21 protein-coding genes and 1 pseudogene are annotated in these 21,106 nt (G+C 33.5%); 19 read left to right on the top strand and 3 right to left on the bottom strand.

The genetic code is table 11. The annotated features are described in order from the left end of the window. Positions 1-19 precede the first annotated feature (19 nt). A complete protein-coding gene (locus tag QZ143_RS06230; RefSeq protein WP_292607250.1) occupies positions 20-535 on the top strand; it encodes a hypothetical protein in 516 nt (171 codons plus the stop codon). Between the two features lie 22 nt (positions 536-557). On the opposite strand, the gene QZ143_RS06225 is transcribed toward QZ143_RS06230, so the two are convergent. Together QZ143_RS06225 and QZ143_RS06220 are read right to left on the bottom strand one after the other, a co-directional pair. Beyond that, positions 558-2,294, bottom strand: coding sequence for a Na+/H+ antiporter NhaC family protein (locus QZ143_RS06225; protein ID WP_292607252.1), 1,737 nt, complete (start codon positions 2,292-2,294; stop codon positions 558-560). Between the two features lie 237 nt (positions 2,295-2,531). Beyond that, positions 2,532-3,863: a DNA primase gene (locus QZ143_RS06220; protein ID WP_292882296.1), complete on the bottom strand. Its 1,332-nt coding sequence runs from the start codon at positions 3,861-3,863 to the stop codon at positions 2,532-2,534. 334 nt (positions 3,864-4,197) lie between these two features. Between QZ143_RS06220 and metG the strand changes: the two genes are divergently transcribed. The 5 genes and pseudogenes from metG to QZ143_RS06195 all read left to right on the top strand — a co-directional run bounded on the left by metG (position 4,198) and on the right by QZ143_RS06195 (position 9,944). Next, positions 4,198-6,189 (top strand): methionine--tRNA ligase, encoded by a 1,992-nt coding sequence (metG, locus tag QZ143_RS06215; protein ID WP_292882295.1) that lies wholly within the window; start codon positions 4,198-4,200, stop codon positions 6,187-6,189. Between the two features lie 12 nt (positions 6,190-6,201). Continuing rightward, positions 6,202-7,779 (top strand): DUF530 domain-containing protein, encoded by a 1,578-nt coding sequence (locus QZ143_RS06210; RefSeq protein WP_292607263.1) that lies wholly within the window; start codon positions 6,202-6,204, stop codon positions 7,777-7,779. A 7-nt stretch (positions 7,780-7,786) separates the two neighbouring features. Further along, positions 7,787-8,257 (top strand): hypothetical protein, encoded by a 471-nt coding sequence (locus QZ143_RS06205; protein ID WP_292882292.1) that lies wholly within the window; start codon positions 7,787-7,789, stop codon positions 8,255-8,257. 36 nt (positions 8,258-8,293) lie between these two features. Next, positions 8,294-9,267, top strand: a pseudogene (locus tag QZ143_RS06200) (glycosyltransferase 4 family protein). An 8-nt stretch (positions 9,268-9,275) separates the two neighbouring features. Then, positions 9,276-9,944 (top strand): 2,5-diamino-6-(ribosylamino)-4(3H)-pyrimidinone 5'-phosphate reductase, encoded by a 669-nt coding sequence (locus QZ143_RS06195; RefSeq protein WP_292882286.1) that lies wholly within the window; start codon positions 9,276-9,278, stop codon positions 9,942-9,944. Positions 9,945-10,006: 62 nt separating this feature from the next. On the opposite strand, the gene QZ143_RS06190 is transcribed toward QZ143_RS06195, so the two are convergent. Next, the gene (locus QZ143_RS06190) at positions 10,007-10,672 is read right to left on the bottom strand and encodes a histidinol phosphate phosphatase domain-containing protein (protein WP_292882283.1); all 666 of its coding nucleotides are present in this window, start codon (positions 10,670-10,672) and stop codon (positions 10,007-10,009) included. An 88-nt stretch (positions 10,673-10,760) separates the two neighbouring features. Here QZ143_RS06190 and QZ143_RS06185 point away from each other — a divergent pair, with 88 nt between their 5' ends. The 13 genes from QZ143_RS06185 to QZ143_RS06125 all read left to right on the top strand — a co-directional run. Next, the gene (locus tag QZ143_RS06185; RefSeq protein WP_292882280.1) at positions 10,761-11,984 is read left to right on the top strand and encodes an FprA family A-type flavoprotein; all 1,224 of its coding nucleotides are present in this window, start codon (positions 10,761-10,763) and stop codon (positions 11,982-11,984) included. 172 nt (positions 11,985-12,156) lie between these two features. Continuing rightward, entirely contained in the window at positions 12,157-12,666 is a 510-nt protein-coding gene (locus tag QZ143_RS06180) for a flavodoxin (protein WP_342765207.1), read from the top strand. A gap of 73 nt (positions 12,667-12,739) precedes the next feature. Next, on the top strand, positions 12,740-13,285 hold the full coding sequence (locus tag QZ143_RS06175) for a flavodoxin family protein (RefSeq protein WP_292882273.1): 546 nt from the start codon (positions 12,740-12,742) through the stop codon (positions 13,283-13,285). A gap of 215 nt (positions 13,286-13,500) precedes the next feature. Beyond that, positions 13,501-14,154, top strand: coding sequence for a GHMP kinase (locus tag QZ143_RS06170; protein ID WP_292882271.1), 654 nt, complete (start codon positions 13,501-13,503; stop codon positions 14,152-14,154). Next, positions 14,147-14,662, top strand: coding sequence for an SAM-dependent methyltransferase (locus QZ143_RS06165; RefSeq protein WP_292607288.1), 516 nt, complete (start codon positions 14,147-14,149; stop codon positions 14,660-14,662). The genes QZ143_RS06170 and QZ143_RS06165 overlap by 8 nt, the downstream gene beginning before the upstream one ends. A 108-nt stretch (positions 14,663-14,770) precedes the next feature. Continuing rightward, entirely contained in the window at positions 14,771-15,661 is an 891-nt protein-coding gene (locus tag QZ143_RS06160; RefSeq protein WP_292882269.1) for a hypothetical protein, read from the top strand. 49 nt (positions 15,662-15,710) lie between these two features. Beyond that, a complete protein-coding gene (locus tag QZ143_RS06155; protein ID WP_292882266.1) occupies positions 15,711-16,124 on the top strand; it encodes a PadR family transcriptional regulator in 414 nt (137 codons plus the stop codon). Between the two features lie 207 nt (positions 16,125-16,331). Next, positions 16,332-17,126, top strand: a complete 795-nt coding sequence (locus QZ143_RS06150) for a 2-amino-3,7-dideoxy-D-threo-hept-6-ulosonate synthase (protein ID WP_292882325.1) — start codon at positions 16,332-16,334, stop codon at positions 17,124-17,126. Between the two features lie 9 nt (positions 17,127-17,135). Then, the gene (locus tag QZ143_RS06145; RefSeq protein WP_292607296.1) at positions 17,136-18,266 is read left to right on the top strand and encodes a 3-dehydroquinate synthase II; all 1,131 of its coding nucleotides are present in this window, start codon (positions 17,136-17,138) and stop codon (positions 18,264-18,266) included. Between the two features lie 10 nt (positions 18,267-18,276). Further along, on the top strand, positions 18,277-18,834 hold the full coding sequence (gene thpR, locus QZ143_RS06140; RefSeq protein WP_292607298.1) for an RNA 2',3'-cyclic phosphodiesterase: 558 nt from the start codon (positions 18,277-18,279) through the stop codon (positions 18,832-18,834). 4 nt (positions 18,835-18,838) lie between these two features. Beyond that, positions 18,839-20,191, top strand: coding sequence for a CCA tRNA nucleotidyltransferase (gene cca, locus QZ143_RS06135; RefSeq protein WP_292882263.1), 1,353 nt, complete (start codon positions 18,839-18,841; stop codon positions 20,189-20,191). 116 nt (positions 20,192-20,307) lie between these two features. Beyond that, positions 20,308-20,652, top strand: a complete 345-nt coding sequence (locus tag QZ143_RS06130; RefSeq protein WP_292607303.1) for a hypothetical protein — start codon at positions 20,308-20,310, stop codon at positions 20,650-20,652. Positions 20,653-20,688: 36 nt separating this feature from the next. Continuing rightward, positions 20,689-21,106: DUF2284 domain-containing protein (locus QZ143_RS06125; RefSeq protein ID WP_292882261.1), on the top strand; the 418-nt coding region annotated here is incomplete at its 3' end.

Below are 21,106 nucleotides of genomic sequence, written 5' to 3'. Positions count from 1 at the left end.
TTTTGTAAAATATTTAAACATGGAAGAAATTGTTGAAGTGATTGGAGTTGAACATTTAAAAAGCATTTTGTCAGGTTTGACTCCTGAAGATATTGTAAAACCTGCATTTGATAATTGGATATCATGCCAAAGAACAGGTCACACTGTAATTAATCTTGAAAATGGCAGAGTATATGGTTTGGGAATAGAATTCAATCAGTTGCCTTTGGCAGATAATATTTATATTGAATTATTCACAATAAAAGCTGGTGAAGATCCAATCGATGCTGAAGAGCTGTTCTCTAAGCAGGAATATGAGGAATTCTTGGAGTTCAGCAGTGATGATCCTTGTGAATATATTCCTGATATAATCACTGATTTCTGCGATAAAAATAATATCAATGAATACGAACGTAAAATAGGTCTTTTAGCCTATAATTTTGAAAAAAATGAGCAGGCAAATTATAATATGTGGGAATCAGCTATTTTAAATAAATATTATGATGCAATATATGAAGACCATAACCCATTTAAGTTTTCACAATCTTCAATCTAAAAAATAAGATAATCGAAGAAAGCTAAGCACTTTCTTCTTCAATCTCTTCAAAGTCTACTTTTTCACCAATTACTTTTAATCCGATATACATCACTATAATCGCAACTGGGATACATATGTACCATGCAATTCCAAATCCTGCTGGAATGTAACCGAATAGAATAGCAATAATTGCTACAAATATTGCATAGTAAATTTGTGTTTGCACGTGGTCAATATGGTTACAGCTGGTACCCATACTTGAAAGAATTGTTGTATCTGAAATAGGTGAACAGTGATCTCCGAAAATAGCTCCTGTCAATACACCACTTGTTGCCGTAACAACGAATCCTATATCTGGTGAAATAGCCCATGCAAGAGGAATTGTCAATGGCATTAAAATACTCATTGTACCATAAGCAGTACCTGTTGCAAATGAAATCAATGCTCCGAGTACAAAGATGAATGATGGTAAAATCCAATAGGGGATGGTGCCTTTTAGAACAATTGCCAGATAATCTGCAGTACCTACATTTCCGATAACTCCTCCTAAAGACCATGCAAGTAATAAAATTACTCCAGTAATGGCAATGCTTTTCATACCACTAACCCATTCGCTGATGGCTTGTTCTATGGTCATTATTCTTTCTAAAACTGCCATTAAAATAGCTACAATTGATGCAAGTAATGCGGCTTGGAATAATGCAACAGATGCGTTTGAAGCAGATAATGCTTCAAAAATACCGTTGAATGATAATGGGGCAGTTTTCATTAAAGTGATAAGTGCTTGGTTTTCTCCACTTAAAATAGTAGTGTATCCGCTCCAGTAAAATGAAATTAATGCTCCTATAACTAATGTTCCAATAGGAATGATTGCATTCCAAACAGTTAATTTAACTCCTTCAACTGGTTGTATTTCATCAAATCCTGGAGCTTCAAGAGCTTTTATTGGTTCTGAATCTTTTCTAGCACGTGCCTCTTGTTCTGCTTTTTTCATTGGCCCAAATTCATATAATGTGGTTGCGGACATGACAATGAAAATTAAAATTAGGATGTTATAGAATCTGTAAGGGATTGTTTGTAAAAATATGCCGAATCCACTAACGTCCATTCCAATTGATTTAAAACCAGATGCAATTAAACTTATTTCCAATCCAATCCATGTTGAAATAATTGCAATACCAGCCACCGGTGCAGCAGTTGCATCTACTATAAAAGCTAATTTTTGTCTTGATACTTTAAGTTTATCCATTACAGGCCTCATAATTGGACCTACAATCAATGAATTTGCATAATCGTCGAAAAATACACATAATCCTAAAAACCAAGTACTGAGTTGTGCTTTTCTAGGAGTATTGGCGTGTTTAGCAAGTGAATCTGCTAAAGCTTTTGCACCACCCATTTTTGTGATTAACTGGATTACGCCTCCAATAAGCAAGCATTGAAGAATAATTCCTGCATTCCACGGGTCGGCCATACATGAAATCACTTCATTTCCTATTGCTAAAAATGCATTAACCGCACTGCTAACAATGTTTAAATCATTCACACAAAGCATGAATTCTCCAATGAAAACTCCGACAAACAATGATAATATTGTTTCTTTAGTAATAAATGCCAATGAGATTGCTACAATCGGAGGTAATAATGTTAATATTCCAAATTTTGCTGCGGGATTATCGGTTGCAGGTGCTTGGGTGATTAGTAATGATAATACAAAAAGAGCTATTACTGAAACGGCAGTTATTATTCCAATTTTCATATTATTATTTATGTTCATAAATTCCACCTATTTGATAACAGTATTGTTATAATTTAAGCATTAATAAATTAATTCTGTTAAATTTAAATTAATAAAAATAAACAATGGAGTTTCTTTTAATTTCATTAAAAAGGATATTTTATTGTTATTTTCATATTTAATTCATTAAAATCTTTAATATAATTAAATCATGTAATATACTTTTGTCAGAAATTGTATAAATAGTATTTCTTATGAAATTAGGTGGATGGAATATTATTCCTCTTTCTGTTCACGGTCAAGTTGGAATTTTTTACGACCGTAACATGATAGTGGATTATTGATGCCCTTACATGATTTGTCGGGATGACATAGGTGAGGGAGGTGAATTTTGATTTTCTCACAGCTCATTGGTGTATACCATTTTGTTTCGCCTTCATGATTAATATCAACTGTTTCGTGCATTCCAAAACCTAATTTAGAGATGATATTGATTTTTTCTTGTGGCTGGTCTTCAAATAATGGGGGTGTACAATTGGCTGCGGCATCAAAAATCAGCGGCAGAATTTCATTTTCAGTTATTGTTAAGTCAGGATCCATGTCTGAAACTTTAACTGTTTCATCTGAAGCGAAAATCCTAGGATATAATCGTGCATATGATGCAAATGAAGTTAAAAGAAGTACTATGGCATCATTTCTCCCTCCGGAAGATACACCTTCAACTGTTGTTTTAATGCATGGTGGAAATGCATCCGGATTCAGTTTTTCTGCCTGAACGGTACCATATATTCCACCGCTTCCTGCATAATATTGGTTATATTTGCTGGTTTCTTCTGGAATGAATTCTTTCAGTTGTTCTGCAATTTTTAAAATGGCAGGATGAATTTCAACATGTGCAGACATCTCTTTAATTCTGGCAATGTATTCTTCAGTTTTCTGCATTATCAGCCTTGAAAGAATTTGTTCCTTGACATTGTCTCCAATTAAAATGTTATACATTCTGTCAGGGTTTCTGTCATGAAATTTATCGGAAAATCTCTCTAAAAAATCGTCTGACTGAAGGATTATTTCCCCTTCATCAATCAGTAAATCTGTCAATTTGAGCTTTTTGGATGAAATTACATCTTTAAGGGAATTCCATTTAATGGCACCATCAGTTTTTACTTCATCCAAAACTTCATCAATAATTTCTGCTCTGGCCATTGGAGGTATTTTGGATAATCTTTCTTGAATTATGATTCCTTGAGATTCTACAAAGAGCCTTGTTTCACGTGATCCTACGTTGAATTGATTTGCAATGGCCTGGCATAGGATATGGAATATCACCACGTCCTTTTGGAATAATTCTTCATTGGTTAAATATTCGAATTCTGCTGGTGTGAAGTTTTTATTGTTCTTTTTTTCTATTGCCCACTGTATACGTTTTATAGCATAATCTGCATAGGATTTGGGAATCAGGGAGTCATCAGATATCCTTTGATTTAATGTATGTGTACAGATATCTATTAATGTTTCATCTTCTTCAAAAATTTGATTTAAATCCCCATATTGTCTGATGATTTGTCTTCCTTCGTTTGACAATGGGTTGATATATGAAACTTCAGCCATGATTTTAACTTTTTATTTCATGTTTTAAATAGATAACTCATTATTAAAATCAATATTAATTTTAACTTATTTTTTTGCCTTTTAATTAGATTGTTGATATTTTTTTGGAAAAATGTAATTGATTACAATAAAATTGTGTAAAATCAATTGTATGAATTATTTTGAAGCAACTTTTCTTTCATTTATCATATTTTTTGCTTCGTCATGGGGGTTCAATTATTATATTCAATGTAGGTTTCATTTTTTTATTTTATAACACTGTTAAAAATAATACTTTATTATATAGTAATTACATAATTATATCATGTTTAAATTAAATAAGGGGATTAGATAAATGTCAAAGATTTTTATTTCATGTGCACTTCCTTATGCAAATGGGCCATGTCATTTAGGACACATCCGTTCAACTTATCTGCCTGCTGATATATATGCAAGGTATAATAGGATGATTGGAAATGATGTGCTGATGGTTTGCGCAACTGATGAGCATGGAACTCCAATTGCAGTTAAAGCTGATAAAGAGAATAAAAAACCAATAGAAATTTCCAAAAGATATCATGACATGATTGTTCGTGATGTAGAATCCATGAATATATCACTAGATAATTTTACAAGAACTACTGATAAAGCCCATTATGATTTGGCTCAAAATTTCTTCAAGAAATTATATGATGATGGATATATTTACAGGGAAGATATTCAACAGCTGTATTGTCCGAATTGTAATAAATTCCTTCCTGATAGGTATGTTGAAGGTTTATGTCCTGTATGTGGGTCTGAAGCAAGAGGCGATCATTGTGAAAAATGTGGTAAGGCTCTTGACCCGACAGAACTTGATGAACCTCACTGCATTACTTGTGGAACCACTCCAATAATTAAAGATACATTCCAGTATGCATTTAAGCTATCTGAATTGGAAGATGATTTGAAGGAATATATTTCAAGCAATGAAAACTTGCCTGCAAACGTTAAAAATTATGCTACCAACTGGTTGAAAGAAGGATTGAATGACTGGATTTTAACCCGTGATATGGACTGGGGTATTCCAGTACCGTTGGATGAAGCCAAAGGCAAAGTATTGTATGTTTGGATTGAAGCATTCCTCGGTTACATATCATCTGCAAGCCAATGGTCCAAGAAATCCGGTAAAAAATGGGAAGAATACTGGAATGATTTTGTAGTCCATTTTATTGGAAAGGACATTATTTACCACCATTCAATCTTCTGGCCAGGGCTTTTAAAAGCCTATGGATGTAAATTGCCAGACATGATTTATGCAGGAGAATTCTTATCCTTGGAAGGTGAAAAAATGTCTACAAGTAAAAATTGGGTTATTTGGATTGCTGATTTTGTAAAAGACTTTAATCCTGATTTGCTCAGATATTACTTGACAATAAACGCTCCTTTAAACAAGGATTCAGACTTTTCATGGGATGACTTCCAAAGAAGAAACAATGATGAACTTGCAGATGTAATCGGAAACTTTTTACACAGAACATTCACATTTACTCGCAAATACTTTGACAAAAAAATCCCTGAATATACAAATCCTTCCGCAGATGATGAGGAATTTAAGAAAGCTATTGAAGAATTACCTGCAAAAGCTGGAGAATATATTTCCAACTTTGAGTTCAGGGAAGCTTTGCTTGAAATATTCAAGGTAGCTAAAAAAGGAAATAAATATTTCAATGATGCTGAACCTTGGAAAGCTGTTAAAGAGGATATGCAAAAAGCAGCAAACTGTTTATATTTATCTAATCAATTAGCCAAAACATTGGCTTTCACCCTTAAACCATTTTTACCAACAAAAGCTGATGCAATAGCTAAAATTTTAAATATTGATGATTTGTCCGATTGGAGTCAAGCAAATGTATTCTTGCCTTCAGGATATGAAATTAATAAAGCAAAACCATTATTCAAAAAGATTGAAGATGAGACAATAGAAGCTGAAAAAGCAAAATTACAAGAAAACTTAAAAGAAAATAGTGAGGATGAAAATATGAGTGATTTAATTAGTATAGATCAATTTGATGAAGTTGTAATTAAAATAGGTCAAATAAAAGAAGCAGAAAAAATAGAAAAATCTGACAAATTATTAAAGTTACAGGTTGACATTGGGGAAGAAAAAACAAGACAGATTGTTGCAGGACTTGCAAAATTCTACTCTCCAGAAGAATTGGTTGACAGAAAAGTCTGCGTTGTAGCTAACTTGCAACCGGCTAAACTATTCGGAACATTATCCGAAGGAATGATTTTAGCAACAGGAGAAAGCGGTGCATTATTATCTCCTGATGAAAATGCTGAAATCGGTGAAAGAATCCAATAAAATTTGATTAATATGGAAGAATCTGTCCTAGTAAATAAAGCGGAGAAATACCTAAAGGAAATATCAAAGGATTCAATTAGATTGGATAATATTGATAATTTCGGTAATTTCAAAAGTCTCTACTTTAAACTAGATGACAGACTAAACTTTTTACAGGACTTAAAGGATGATATGGATGCCCAAGGGTACACAACTCCTTTCACATCCTTAAGCCGTTACGGAACCAAATCTGTGGCTGAAGTAGCCCTTGATGAAGTCGGTGAAAATAGTCGCCATAATCAGATATTCAGGATGAAGGCAAATGCCAAAAAGAATATTCTGGACAGGGTCAAGTCAGCTATCGATTCACATAAAATTGCTATTGGACACCTTAAGCAATTTGGATATGTCAAATGCGATTCTTGCTACAAGAAATATTCAATGGATGAATATAGAAGAAACGATTCCAAATGCAGCTGCGGAAGCGAATCATTTACCTTCAAGATAAATAAAGAAGCGACACACAGGCTGGAAATAATTCCATATTTGCCACTTTCAGGTAATTATATGGTGCTTATGAGTCAATTTTCCAATTATGGAAGAGAATCCCTTAAAAAGGTATTGAATATTTTAAAGCAGGAACGTAAAGGTGTTGTAAAAACTATTTCTCTTGTTATAAGATTTAAAGATGACAATAATAGGTTAGTTCGCAAAAATATCACACTGGATTCCGAATACGTTAACAATTATGAAGAGGAAGTAAGAAGAATTTATGGAAACAGTGTTAGAATTGAAGTGCTCAGATTTCATAGAACAAAACCTGCAATCATTGACGATAAGCATGCAAGAACAGCTCTCGCCATAGCTTATGTTCGATACTGCGAGCATATAATATTGAATATCAAGGACGATATTTTAAAAAGAAGACTGTCAGATTTTAAAAGAATAAACATTTATGATGAAGTTCTTTCGGAATTTGAAAATCAGACTCCCGATTTCATTGACAAGTATGATGTAGATGCAATCGAAGCCTGGAGAGAGTCAATGATACAAAAAAAGCTTAACAGCTATGGTTTTATGGATAACTTCGGAAATATGGTGAGATCTCTAAAGCGTGATTTGAAAATTAGGGACAATATCTACAAAAACATATTTGTAAACATTGCATCTTCCCTGATATTGTGGGACATGTTCAGATATTATTTGACAACTTCAAACAACTCACGTAAAATTGAAAGCGGCCCTTTTCCCTACATTCGTGTAGAGCTTGACCGTGAACAGCGTAAAGTTTTCCAGACTACCTATACCAAAGTCATTTCAACTCTAAATGATTTTACAGATATCAAGATTATCCCTGTTTATGAGATGGATCTTCTTTTGTATGAAAAATTCAAGTTTGAAAAGCAGATTAAAAATTCAAACATCAAATTCAATCATGTTGCATTGGGTGCTGGTCTGATACATGAAAATTCAGATATTGAGCTTGAGGAGATAAGCAATGCATTCAACATCAATGAATCCAAAATCAAAAAGGAAATCAAAAATATAAATCATATCAAAAATCCGAAAAGTGATAAATCCAAAAAATTCCTTGATTTGATTAAGAAATAGTGATAATATGGACGAAGATGTAACTACAATTCACATAACTGAAGTGCTGTCATCATCACTTATTATGGATTTGATTGATGAGTATCCCAATCTTTGTGAAATCACATGTTCCCCAAGTGTCTATGAGAGGACTTCAAAAAACTATATTGACGCATTGGAGCAGCTGGACATTGAAGTTAACAAGAAATATAACTGGGGTGCTAAAAGCCAGACCAACGGTGAGGAGAAAATTGTTTTGGATTTGGCTAAAAAAGGTCTTAATGCTCGTGAAATATCTGAAGAATTAAATATGAAACTTAATCGTGTTTATTATTTGCTTAGAAAAAACAAGGATAATGTTAAATTCGATAATTATAGAAGAAAATATGACCACAGAGAGGTTAAATCCCTAAAGGAAGATGGATTATCTCCAAAAGAGATATCTCAAAAGTTGGATATTCCGATTAGAACTGTTTATTATATCTTAAATAAAAAATAATTACTTTTTTTAATAATGAGTTTTAAATAATTAATTATGATAATTCTACCACAAATGCCTTTATATGTGATAGCAATAATCTGCGGATTACTTTCTTTTTCTGTAACCAGATTATTCATGCCGAAGATTATTCAAAAATTAGAAGAAGCTGACATTGTTGGAAAAGACATTCACAAATCATGGAAGCCCGTTGTAGCGGAAATGGGTGGTTTTGGAATAATATTTGGATTTGTAATTGGAATGTTTTCAGGAATATACATGCATGATATTCTAGCATTTCCTTTATTAATTGTTCTTGTTGTTATACTGTTAGTTGGAATGATTGGAATTTTGGATGACTTATTGGCGCTTTCATCAAAGTCAAAATTCTTTTTGCTTTTCATTGCAGGCCTTCCATTGATGTGGGCAGCACCTCCTAATGTAGGCATATTATACATGATTTCACTTCCGATTGCTCTTTCAATTGGTTCAAACCTAACAAATATGCTTGCAGGTTTAAACGGCATTGAATCAGGTTTAGGTGTTATTTCAATGGCATCACTAACAATTGCATGTATAATTTTGGGAAAATACGATGTAACAATCATATCCATGAGTATGCTAGGTGCATTGCTTGCATTTTTATACTTCAACAGATATCCTGCCAAAATTTTCCCTGGAGATACAGGTACATTAATCATTGGTGCAGCTATTGTATGTATTGCATTCATTGGTAGGGTAAAACTGATTGCACTCATCGTATTAATGCCGAACATTATTGACGCTGCATTGAAATTCTACTCAGCAGGAGTCATGAACCGTTCCCAACAGAAACCTACTCAACTGAATGAGGACGGAAAATTGGTAAGGCCCGATGCAGGTTTCAAATCATTGATAAGATTAATATTAAGACGTCCGATAGCCGAAAAGGATGCAGTAAAAATAATCTGGGTAAAACTACTATATTAGGAATTGAGAATAAAACTTTAATGAACTTTTTACAAATCAAAGAGATGTTCTATCATATTTAGGTGATATAATGAAACCTTATGTAATATTAAGTGCAGCTATGACATTGGATGGTAAAATAGCAACAGAAACCGGAAGTTCAAATATTTCCGGAGAAAAAGACCTTGAAAGGGTTCATGAACTCAGAAAAGAGTGTGATGCAATAATGGTTGGTATTGGAACTGTTTTGGCAGATGATCCTAGGCTGACAGTTCACAAGATTGATGCCAATCCCGATGACAATCCTGTCAGAGTGGTAGTTGACAGCAAATGCAGAACTCCAATAGCTGCAAGAATTACAAACAGGGACGCCAGAACAATCATTGCCGGAGCCAATGAATACAAATATGACTTTGTAGTTTCAGATAGGTATGATTCATTTTCCAAAAGAGGCATTGACTTCTTTTGGAGTGGTGACAAGAGAGTGGATTTGGTCGCATTGATGAATTATCTGCACGAAGAGGGAATTGAGAAACTGATGCTTGAAGGTGGAGCAACCTTAAACTTTTCCATGATTAAGGCAGGTCTTATTGATGAAATAAGATTATGTGTTGCACCGATGGTTGTTGGTGGCGCAAATGCAAAAACATTATTTGATGGTGAAGGTTATCCATTGATGGATTTGGCTACAAAATTGGAACTAGTTGATTCATATAGTTTGGATAAAGATTTGATTTTGACTTATAAAGTTATTAAATAATTTCTTTTTAAAAAATTGGTTATGTAGGGTTTTTTAAATTAAAAATCCCTATTTTTAAATATTTATAGTATTCCTTTGCTTTTTAAGAGTTCACGAGGATTGTCGACAAGTGCTTTCATGGCTTCTTCGTGAGTTAAACCTGCACCTAACGCAATTTCATAGGATTTATCATAAGTAATCAAATCACTTGGTGCATGTGTGTCAGTATCAACTAGTAATTTATTTCCAACTTCACGGGCAACATTTGCAACATGACCGTTTCCAAGGCAATGTCCTTTACGTGCTGAAATTTCAAGATAAATATCATTTTCCTTTGCAATTTCTGCCTCTTCAATGGTTATTAATCCTGGATGACCTAAAATGTCCACATGTTCGGATTCAACAGCAGCCCTATTGGTTCCAGGAGTTACAGGTTCATTCAATGTTTCACCGTGAACAACAACAATTTTTGCACCTAATTCTTTTGCCCTTGCAGCTATTCCATCAATTGATTCGCAAGGGGCGTGTGTTACTTCAGCACCTAAAACTACAGTAATGTCCCAGTTGGAATTGATATCATCAATTGCATCCTGAATTGCCGGGATTGTTTCAACATTTGACCAATCAACATGGTCTGTAATCGCTATCGCTTCATGATTTAATTTCAAAGCTCTTCTTGCAAGTTCGGAAGGCAATAATTCACCGTCACTAAATAAACTGTGCATATGTAAATCTATTCTTTTGTTCAAAATATAACCTCTTAATCTTAAATAATAATATTTTATATAATACGTTTAATATATACTTATACAACTTAAATTATTTTGAGGTATTAAAATGAAAGCAAAAGCTGTAAAAATGGCAGATGGTGTTTACTGGGTTGGTGTTATTCACTGGAATAGCAGAACTTTCCATGGATATGGAATTCCAGGAACCACATACAATGCATACTTGGTATTCGGTGAAGAAAAGACTGTATTAATCGATAATGTTTACAAAGGAATGTTTGAACAATTCGATGCAAGAGTAAAGGACGCTTTTGAACAGGAAGGCAAAGAATTTAAAATCGATGTGTTCGTTCAAAACCACTCTGAAATGGATCACTCAACTTTCTTAAGGGATACCATTGCGAAATACAATCCAGATGCAGAAATATATGCATCACAAAACTGTATTAACTTTTTAGAAGCACAATACCATAATTTTGGTGATTTAGAACTTAATGCTGTAGCCACAGGTGATGAAATTGACATTGGTGGAAGAACCTTAAAATTCGTTTCAGCCCCAATGTTGCACTGGCCGGACAGCATGTTCACATTCCTGGCTGAAGAGGGAATATTGTTTTCAAACGATGCATTCGGACAGCATGTATGTCACTCCAAAAGATTTGACAAAGACTACTCATTGGATTACCTATTAAAAGAAGCACAAAAATATTATGCTAACTTGGTAACTTTAGGTTCTCCAATGCTTAGAATGAAATTACAGGAAATCACTGACAATGGTCTTTTAGAACAAATCAAAATGATTGCACCATGTCACGGTCAAATCTGGACTAACCCTGGACCAATTGTTGAAAAATACACAGAATGGGGATCTGGAGTATGCAAAGACAAAATCACTGTAATCTATGATACAATGCACCATTCAACTGAAAAGTTAGCTTTCCAAATTGCTGAAGGTATCATGAGCGAAGGTGTGGAAGTTGAAATGTACTTCATGCAGGAAGACGGTCCTGATGATGTAATTACCGACATTCTTGACTCCAAAGCTATTGCTCTCGGTGCTCCAACAATGATGAACAAGCCATTCCCAAGAATAGGTAACATGATGTACTGGTTGGACTGTGTTAACTTCAAGGGAACCGGCAGCGAGAAAAGTGCTTTAATCTTTTCATCCAAAGGATGGGGTGGTGGAGCTATTGCTAAACTCCAAAGGGATTTGGAAGAAGCAGGTTTCACAGTTACTGATACTTTAGATGTTTTATTTGTACCTGATGAGGATGTTTTAGCTGAAGCATTTGAAAAAGGTGCAGAACTTGCTCGTTCTATAAAAGAATAGTTTTTAACTATTCACTTTTTTTATTTTTTCTGAATTTTGTGTTGTATATTAATTTTTAAAATTTTTTTCATGTTGTCCTAATGCTTCTTTTTTAAATTTGTATTGGCGATAATTGTTGTTGTTAACAACATTTAAATATTATTTTCATTAAACTTTTTAATCAAGAGGTTAAATTATGTCAAGTTTAGTAATTTATTTTTCAAGAAGCGGAGAGAACTATTTCGGTGGGGAGCTCAAAAACATTGAAAAGGGAAACACCGAAGTGATTGCTGAATACATTCAGGAATTGGATGGTGCTGACTTGTTTAAGGTTGAACCTGCAAACGAATATCCTGCAGACTATATGAAATGTATTGATGTTGCAAAAAAGGAACAGCAAGCCAATGCAAGGCCAGAAATCAAAGAGACATTATCAGATATTTCAGATTACGATACAATTTACATAGGTTTTCCGAACTGGTGGGGAACTCTGCCGATGCCAATGTTTACACAATTGGAACAACTTGATTTTTCAGGCAAAACAGTAAAGCCGTTTGTTACTCATGAAGGATCCGGTTTTGGTTCATCACAAGGTGATATCAATAAGCTATGTGAAGGGGCAGAAATTAAAAAAGGATTGTCAATTCCAGGTGCAAATGTTTATGATGCAAAGGATACTGTAAGATTATGGATTGATGAATAGAATCCTGTTAATATTTTTAATTTTTTTGTAAAATATAAATAGTTTCATTCAATTAATTAAAGAGGTAATAAATATGAAAATTTTAGCGTTACAAGCAAGTCCTAGGAAAAAAGGAAATACAAATAGAGTTTTAGATGAAATGATTAAAGGGGCAGAGGATAATGGCCATGAAGTTACAAAATACTTTTTGCAGTCACTTGATATCAATCCTTGCAGTGGCTGTGAAGTATGCTCTAAAGGTAAAGACTGCAGATTTGAAGATGATGGTGCTGAAATCATTAATCAACTTGCAGATGGTGCAAGTGTCATTTTAGCTTCACCAATCTACTTTGGTCAAATGACAGCACAGGCAAAAACAATCGTTGATAGATTCTACTCAATTTTCAACAATCCTGATAAAAAGTTCAATGGAAAGGCAGCAATGATTTTCACACATGCATTTCCTGATAAAGACATATATCAAGATTATATTAAGCTTACTGAAGCCCAACCTTTCATGAATAACACTGAACTTGAATATATTGAGACTTTGGAAGTTGCTGGAGTTAAATCCATAGGTGATGTTGATAAGGCAGAGGAGGACCTTAAAAAGGCTTATGAAATAGGTCAAAAATTTTAATAAAATGAAAAGACAATATAAATTAACATGAATAAGTTTTTGTACCTGGTCATGTTACAGGTTTTTTCAATATTGAAAACCATGAAATAAGCTTAAAAAATGGATCATGTGGAGCTGGGTTTTTACTTTCAAGAGGAGTTAAAACCACCATTTCTCCATCTGATAAAATATCAATTGACGTTAATCAGGGCGATGAAATAGTCATTGAAGAGGTATTGAAAATTTTGGAAATCGACGATACCTTTAAGATTACGCAGGACATTCAACTTCCAATAGGTGCTGGCTTTGGAACGTCAGCAGCTTCAGCATTTAGTTTAACTTTGGCCATAAATGAATTTCTCAATTTGGGATATTCTCAGGAGCTGTGCGGTCAAATAGCCCATATGGCGGAAATTAATTTGGGTGCGGGTCTAGGTGATGTGATAGCTCAAACAGGTAAAGGAATAGTTTTGAGGACAAAACCTGGAGCTCCTGGAATTGGTGAAATTGAATCATTTAGAAAAGATGTTTTCATTGCCTATAAGACCTTCGGAACCATAAAAACTTCAGATATTATTTCTGATCCACATCACAGGGAGGTCCTTTCACAGGTTGGTTTAAAATATCTTGAACTATTCGAAAAGGAAACTACCTTGGAAAATTTTCTCTCATTTTCAAACAGCTTTTCCATTGAAACAGAGTTGATGTCTGATGAAGTCAGAAATTTAGTTGATTATTTTAATTCTTCGGAGGATATTTTGGGTAGTTCCATGGCAATGCTTGGAAATACTGTATTTGCCTTTGCATATGATGAAGATGCATTCAAAGATTTGGACATTGAAGACTTGCATATATGTGAACTCAACAACATTGGTATTGTTTATGATTAAATTAAGTTATGACATTAAAAAATACCGCCAGGATTTGCTCGATTTGATAAATGATAATGATATTGTCATTGAACTAGGCTGTCACATTGGAGGTACAACAAAACTGATTTCTAAAAAATGTAACGTGATTGCCGTAGACAATTCTCCTGAAGCAGTCAATAAGATGAGTGAACTTGAGGGGGTCGATTTCATTTCAGGTGATGTAAGACGCCACGAGGTTTTGGCTGAAGCTTTTCAAAAGATACAAAAATGCGATGTGCTGGCAATCGATTTGGGTGGAGGTTATCACCCAGATACTGTTTTTAAGGTGTTTTATATTTGGTCATCCACTTTCAAGCCAAAACATACTGTTATCAGAAATCGTGGGCTTTTGGAATTTGTAAATTCTGCTAGGGTAAGTGATGAAAAATATATCTCTTTAGATGGTTTTCTTGATTCATATAACGATTCGGGAATCCCTCCATTGATAAAGGAATTTGATTTGTGGACACCTTCCCTGAAAAAATGATTATTGTTTCTATAAGATATATCAAATTTTATAATACCTATTTAAATATTAAATGTGTTATATATTTGACTACAATATGATTTTTTCATATTTAAGGGGAGATTAACAATGAATTTTAAAAAAGTTTCAATACTATTTGCAGTATTTTTATGTCTATTCGTGACAATGTCTGCAATATCCGCAACAAGTGATTTGAATTCGACGAGCATTTCAGAGCAATCAGAAGAAATTTCTGTTGATTCTAATACAATAAATGAGGTTAAGGCCGATTTAGGAAATTCAATAAATGATGTATCAAATAATAATGATTCTTCTTCAACAGATAATGTTGATACAAAAGATAACACCATTTCTACAAATACCAATACTGACACACCGTCTGTCATAAGCAAACCAAAACCTGTAAAAAAAATTGCAACCAAAACAGAAGCAGATAGTGTGGCTTTTAAATATAAATCTAAAAACTATTTTAAGATTGAAATTGAAGACAGATATGATGATGACATTCCTATTAAAAATGTGAAGGTTAAATTAAAAATTTATACCGGAACTAGTAGTAAAACATACATTGTTAAAACTAATTCAAGGGGCATAGCTAAATTTAATACTCAAAATTTAAAGCCTGGATCTCATAAGGTAGTAATTACATCAGCCGATGACAGATACAAAATTAGCAAAGTGTCTAAAATCATAATCGGAAAACAATATTCTACAGTTCTCAAAGCAAAGTCCAGTAAAGTTTTAAAAACTAAAGATAAAATTGCTCTTAAATTCAAAAATGATTTTGATGAAAAGGAAGTAAAGGTTATCTTTAAAAAGAAATCGAAACATACTATTATTAGTAAAGCCAAATTCTATTTCAAGGATACATACACTGGAAAAGTTGTAACTAAAGTAGACTATTGTGATTTTGATGACGGTAGATGGGAAATGCCTGAAGAGGATTATCCTAATAGATTTACCTTACTCAAAGTTAAAGTTTGGTATTTGAAAGTTTAAAAAATTTAATTTAATTTTTTAACTTTTTTAATTTTTTTAGGCGAAAAAAATGAATAGTATTAAAAATAATGAATATTCTGAGTTTATTAAGAACGACAAGATTATCACTCATACTGTTAATGGAATTTCACGTTTTTTAATTTTATGGATTATAAAACATTATGGCCCGATTCATGGATATAATATTTCAAAAGAGTTTTCAGATATTTTTGAAAGTTTAATCAGTTCCGGCACTTTAAAAAAATCAAATCCCAGCAAAATGTATCCAATTTTAAAAAATATGGAAGATAATGGTTTAATTGCTGGTGAAAATGTTCTTCAGGACAATAAAAAAGTAAAATTTTATTCAATAACTGAAAAAGGCGATTTTTTACTGCATTTTGTCTGTAAGAATTTCAATCATATACGTAAAAGTCCTAAAGGATCATTGTTTTTCGATGATTTTTTGAATTTTAAATTTTAGAATATCCTGTATATGTTTTATTATTTTTATTAATATTTTTTTATATTATTTTTTCATAAGTTTGAATTTTTGTTAATTTTTTATACCTGTTTTTTTATCTTATTTTAAAATTAATCCAGTATATCTTGCATAATTGTCCAGATTAGTACAATTAATGTTATATATCATAATCAAGAAAAATATAATTCATAAGTATTTTGAGGCTTAATAATGATAGGTAAAAAAATTCGTTTAGAAAGAATTATAAACAGAAATACTAAAAGAACTGTAATCGCACCTATGGATCATGGTGTTTCCAGCGGTCCAATTCCAGGTATTATCGACATGGATGAGACAGTAGAAAACATTTCCCAAGGTGGTGCTGATGCAATTTTAATGCACAAGGGAATTGTACAGCAAGGACACAGGGGTTACGGAAAAGACATTGGATTAATCGTACATTTATCCGCAAGTACTTCTCTTGCACCTGATCCAAATGATAAGGTAACTGTAACAAGTGTTGAAAAAGCAATCCAACTTGGAGCAGATGCAGTTTCCATTCACGTAAACCTTGGAAGCGAAACAGAAAGCCAAATGTTACAGGAATTAGGTGAAATAGCTGAAACCTGTGATTACTGGGGAATGCCTTTACTTGCAATGATGTATCCTAGAGGCCAAAAAGTGGAAAACGAACATGATGTGGAATTCGTTAAGCATGCTGCCCGTGTAGGATCTGAACTTGGTGTGGACATTGTAAAAACCAACTATACTGGAGACCCTGATTCATTTAAAGAAGTTGTGGAAGGAGCAATCGTGCCTGTTGTAATTGCAGGAGGTCCTAAAGTAGACACAGATGAAGACTTGTTGAATATGGTAAAAGATTCTCTTGAAGTCGGCGGTGCTGGTGTAGCATTCGGACGTAATCTCTTCCAAGCTGAAAACCCTGGTAAAATTACAAGAGCTATTGCAGAAGTAGTTCACCATGATTTAGAAGTTGAAGAAGCTTTAAAATTCTTAAAATAAGGTGGTTGTATGCAAAACAAATTCGCTTGGATAAGCACTCCTGATGAATTGTGGGATGATAAAAAGGAAATGATAACCACAGCATTGGAATCTGGAATTGACCATGTTTTGGATTTGGATGACATTGAACAAATCAGAAAGCTGGGTAATGTAAAGATTATTGCAAACACTGATGATGCTGACATATATCTTGTCGGTATTAATGGGGAAGGTGACGGTTTTATCGAGCTAAAGGATGACTTTTCTGATTCAGTTGATATTGCAAATGCTAAAAAAGCAAAAAGCGAAGGAAAAACTGTATGTGCATATATAAAAATCACAGACAAAGTTCATGAACAACTTGCAGTAAAATTAGGTCCTATTGTTGACTATATCATTCTTGTGGGAACTGACTGGACAATAATTCCACTTGAAAACATCATTGCAGACTTGCAAAAGGAAGATGTTGAAATAATTGCTGCAGTACGTGATTTGGATGGTGCAAAAGTAGCTCTTGAAACATTGGAGCACGGAACTGATGGAGTAATCTTTGAAGCAAATGACTTCAACAATACAAAAAAGATTGCCGAAGAAGTAGTTAAAGCATCACAAACCAAATATGAATTGAAAATAGCTACAGTAACAAATGTAAAGCCATTGGGATCAGGCGATAGGGTTTGTGTTGACACAACAGACATGATGAAACCCGGTGAAGGAATGCTTATAGGTTCATATTCAAAATCAATGTTTTTGGTTCATTCAGAATCTTTGGAAAGCGAATATGTGGCTTCACGTCCATTTAGAGTCAATGCAGGTCCCGTTCAGGCATATGTGATGGTTCCTGGAAACAAAACAAGGTACCTTTCAGAGCTTGTAGCTGGAGATGAGGTTTTAATTGTAAACACTGAAGGCGAAACAAGAACTGCATATGTGGGAAGAAGCAAAATTGAAAGAAGGCCATTGATATTGATTGAAGCCGAATATGAAGGACAAACCATCAGAACCCTTCTTCAAAATGCTGAAACAATAAGAATAGTTGATGAAAATGATGAACCTCTTTCAGTAGCTGACATAAAAACAGGCGATAAAGTGAAAGTGTATATTGAAACTAATGCTCGCCACTTTGGTATAGCTATTGATGAGACCATAATAGAACAATGAGTGTGATTTGATGCCTGAAATCAGAGCTTTTCTTGCAATCGATTTGGATGAGGATTTAAAACCTAAAATAAATAAGATTATTAAGAGTTTTAAGGAAATTGATGCCAATATAAAGTATGTTGATTTGGCCAATCTCCATTTTACATTAAAGTTTTTTGGAGACATTGATGTTGAAGGAATTGATTTGCTTTCTCAAAAGATATCCAATGTTGTATCCGAATTTGAACCTTTCAATATAAAAATAAAGGGCTGCGGTGCATTTCCAAACAATAATCATATCAAGGTTATTTGGGTTGGCCTTGAAGGTGATGAAATTCTTAAAAGTCTGCATGACAAATTGGATGTCGAATTTAAAAAACTCGGTTTTGAGGCAGATAAAAAATTCTCATCTCATTTAACCATCGGACGAATGAAATCCGCTAAAAACAAAAATAAGGTTAAGTCTCAAATAGAATCTTTCAGCGAGGTTGAAATTGGTGAGATGAGTGTAGATAAAATTGTCCTTAAAAAATCTACATTGAAACCATCAGGACCGATATATGATGATATAAACATATTTGAATTGTGATTATATGGATTATGAAGCTATTTTAAAAGATATCAAGCCAACAATTGATGAAAAACAGCACATTGATGATGTTTCATCAAGAATCATGAATTTTTTACAGAATGCATGCGACAGTAGAAATATTGACGCAAACGTTAATCTGGTAGGTTCCGTTGCTAAAAATACAGCACTTAAAGGAAAATCAGACATTGATATCTTCATAGCATTTCCATTGGATACTGAAAAGCAATATCTAAAAGATAAAGGTCTTAAGTTGGCACATTTATGTTGCACTGAATTCGACAGTGATGCTGAGCATCATTATGCTTCCCATCCTTATGTAACAACACATATTGAAGATTGTGAGGTTGATATCGTACCCTGCTATCAGATAGAGGATGGAAGCCAGCTTAAATCAGCGGTTGACAGGACAATCCTTCATACTCGCTATGTTAAGGATGAGCTAGGAGAAAATCAGGATGATGAGGTTTTGCTCCTAAAACGCTTCATGGCGATGACCGGAACATACGGCTCCGAGTTTAAGGTAGGTGGATTTGCAGGTTATCTGTGTGAGCTTTTAATCATAAACTACGGCAACTTTGAAAATACTTTAAAAGCAGCCATGGACTGGAAATTCGGTGAAATAATAGATCTTGAAGGCCATGGAACCAGCAAACAGTTTAAAGATCCTTTGATAGTAATTGACCCAACTGATGAAAAACGTAATGTAGCTGCCGCTTTAAGATTGGACAAGATGGCGGAATTCATACAGTCTGCACGTAACTTTATATTTTCAGACAATAAAGAAGATTATTTTTACCCTATTGAGAAAAATTTAAATAAGCAGGATATTCTAAACGAATTTAAAAAGAGAAACAGTGATTTGATTGCATTCAGATTTAACATTCCAGACATGCCTTTGGATACGCTCCATCCTCAGCTTAGAAAAACATGTGAATCTCTTGAAAGAAAACTGAATGATAAAGAGTTCAATGTATTTAAGGCGGATTACTGGAGTGATGAGATAATAAACTGTGTTATTCTTTTGGAAATGGCTTCATCAAAATTAAATGATGTTGAAATTAACAAGGGACCTAAGGTTTTCATCAACAAGGCATGTGAAAACTTCGCTAAGAAATATGGTCGTGAAAACTGCTATGTTCAGGATGATTACTTAGTTCACATGCAAAAAAGGGAATTTGTCAGTGCAACCGATTTTATTTCACATATTTTTACAAAAGAACACATTAACCTTATCAAAGTTGGAAAAAACCTTAGAAATAACCTTATTAATACCTTTGAATTCATTGATGTTGAAGATATTGATTTGGAATTTCTTGATGATTTTTTAAATCCTGGCCAGTATATTGTAAGGTGAAATGCCCCAAATTGCAAACAAGAGGCCAATAGATAAGTTAATGCGATTTTCATTTTCAATCATAAGATTAATATATATTTTTGACTATAATATTAGGTATACCTAAAAGTGATATCATGACCAGAAAAACTTACTTGTATGAATGGGGAAATGAAGATTACAAAAACCTCACAGAAATAGAAAAAGAAGCATTCAGAAAAGCGGATGAACTGAACGATCGCATATTGGACTTAAAGATAATGATTGATGATATGAACGAAGGTTGGGAGGAATACATCCGGTTTCTTGAAGATAAAAATATATCAAAATACTGTGAATTCAAATGCAGGGAAGCAATAGAATTCGATGAGGAACTTTTAAGGGCAATTGTCAATACATTGAAAAAGTCACTGACAGACACAAACAAATCGATAAATTACAATTACAAAAAAATTAAAATCAATCGCGCAATTGATGGATAGAAAATTATATTATATTCAATTTTAATATAGATTAATATGTCAGAGATTAAAAAACTCACGGCAGATATAGATGTTGGGGAGTACTATGAGAAATATGTGGATTTTGAGGAAGTCTCAAAACTCTGCATAGAAGAAGAGGAGATGTTGGGATACAATTGGAACTATCCCCCATTTGAATTTGATGTTGATGAAGTATGGAACTCATACAATAAGCTGAAAATCATTGCTTTTAAAATTGATTTTTCCGAAGAGGAACTGGCGCACACTTTTGAGGAAAAGGAACTCGAATTCATTCTAAAGAGATTCGAAAGAATGAAAGTCAAGTTCATGAATGAAATTTACATGCTGGAAGATGAAAACTCTTTAGGACTCTTTTTAGGAAAATGCAATCTATGCATGAGATGTACAAGAGAATTCAACATGCCATGTAAGATGCCATTTAAAATGAGATATT

Source organism: Methanobrevibacter sp. UBA188 (assembly GCF_905234905.1).
In the GTDB taxonomy this organism is placed as follows: domain Archaea; phylum Methanobacteriota; class Methanobacteria; order Methanobacteriales; family Methanobacteriaceae; genus Methanocatella.
The sequence above is the reverse complement of the archived record's forward strand: the minus strand, read 5'-3'. Positions and strand labels throughout refer to the sequence as shown.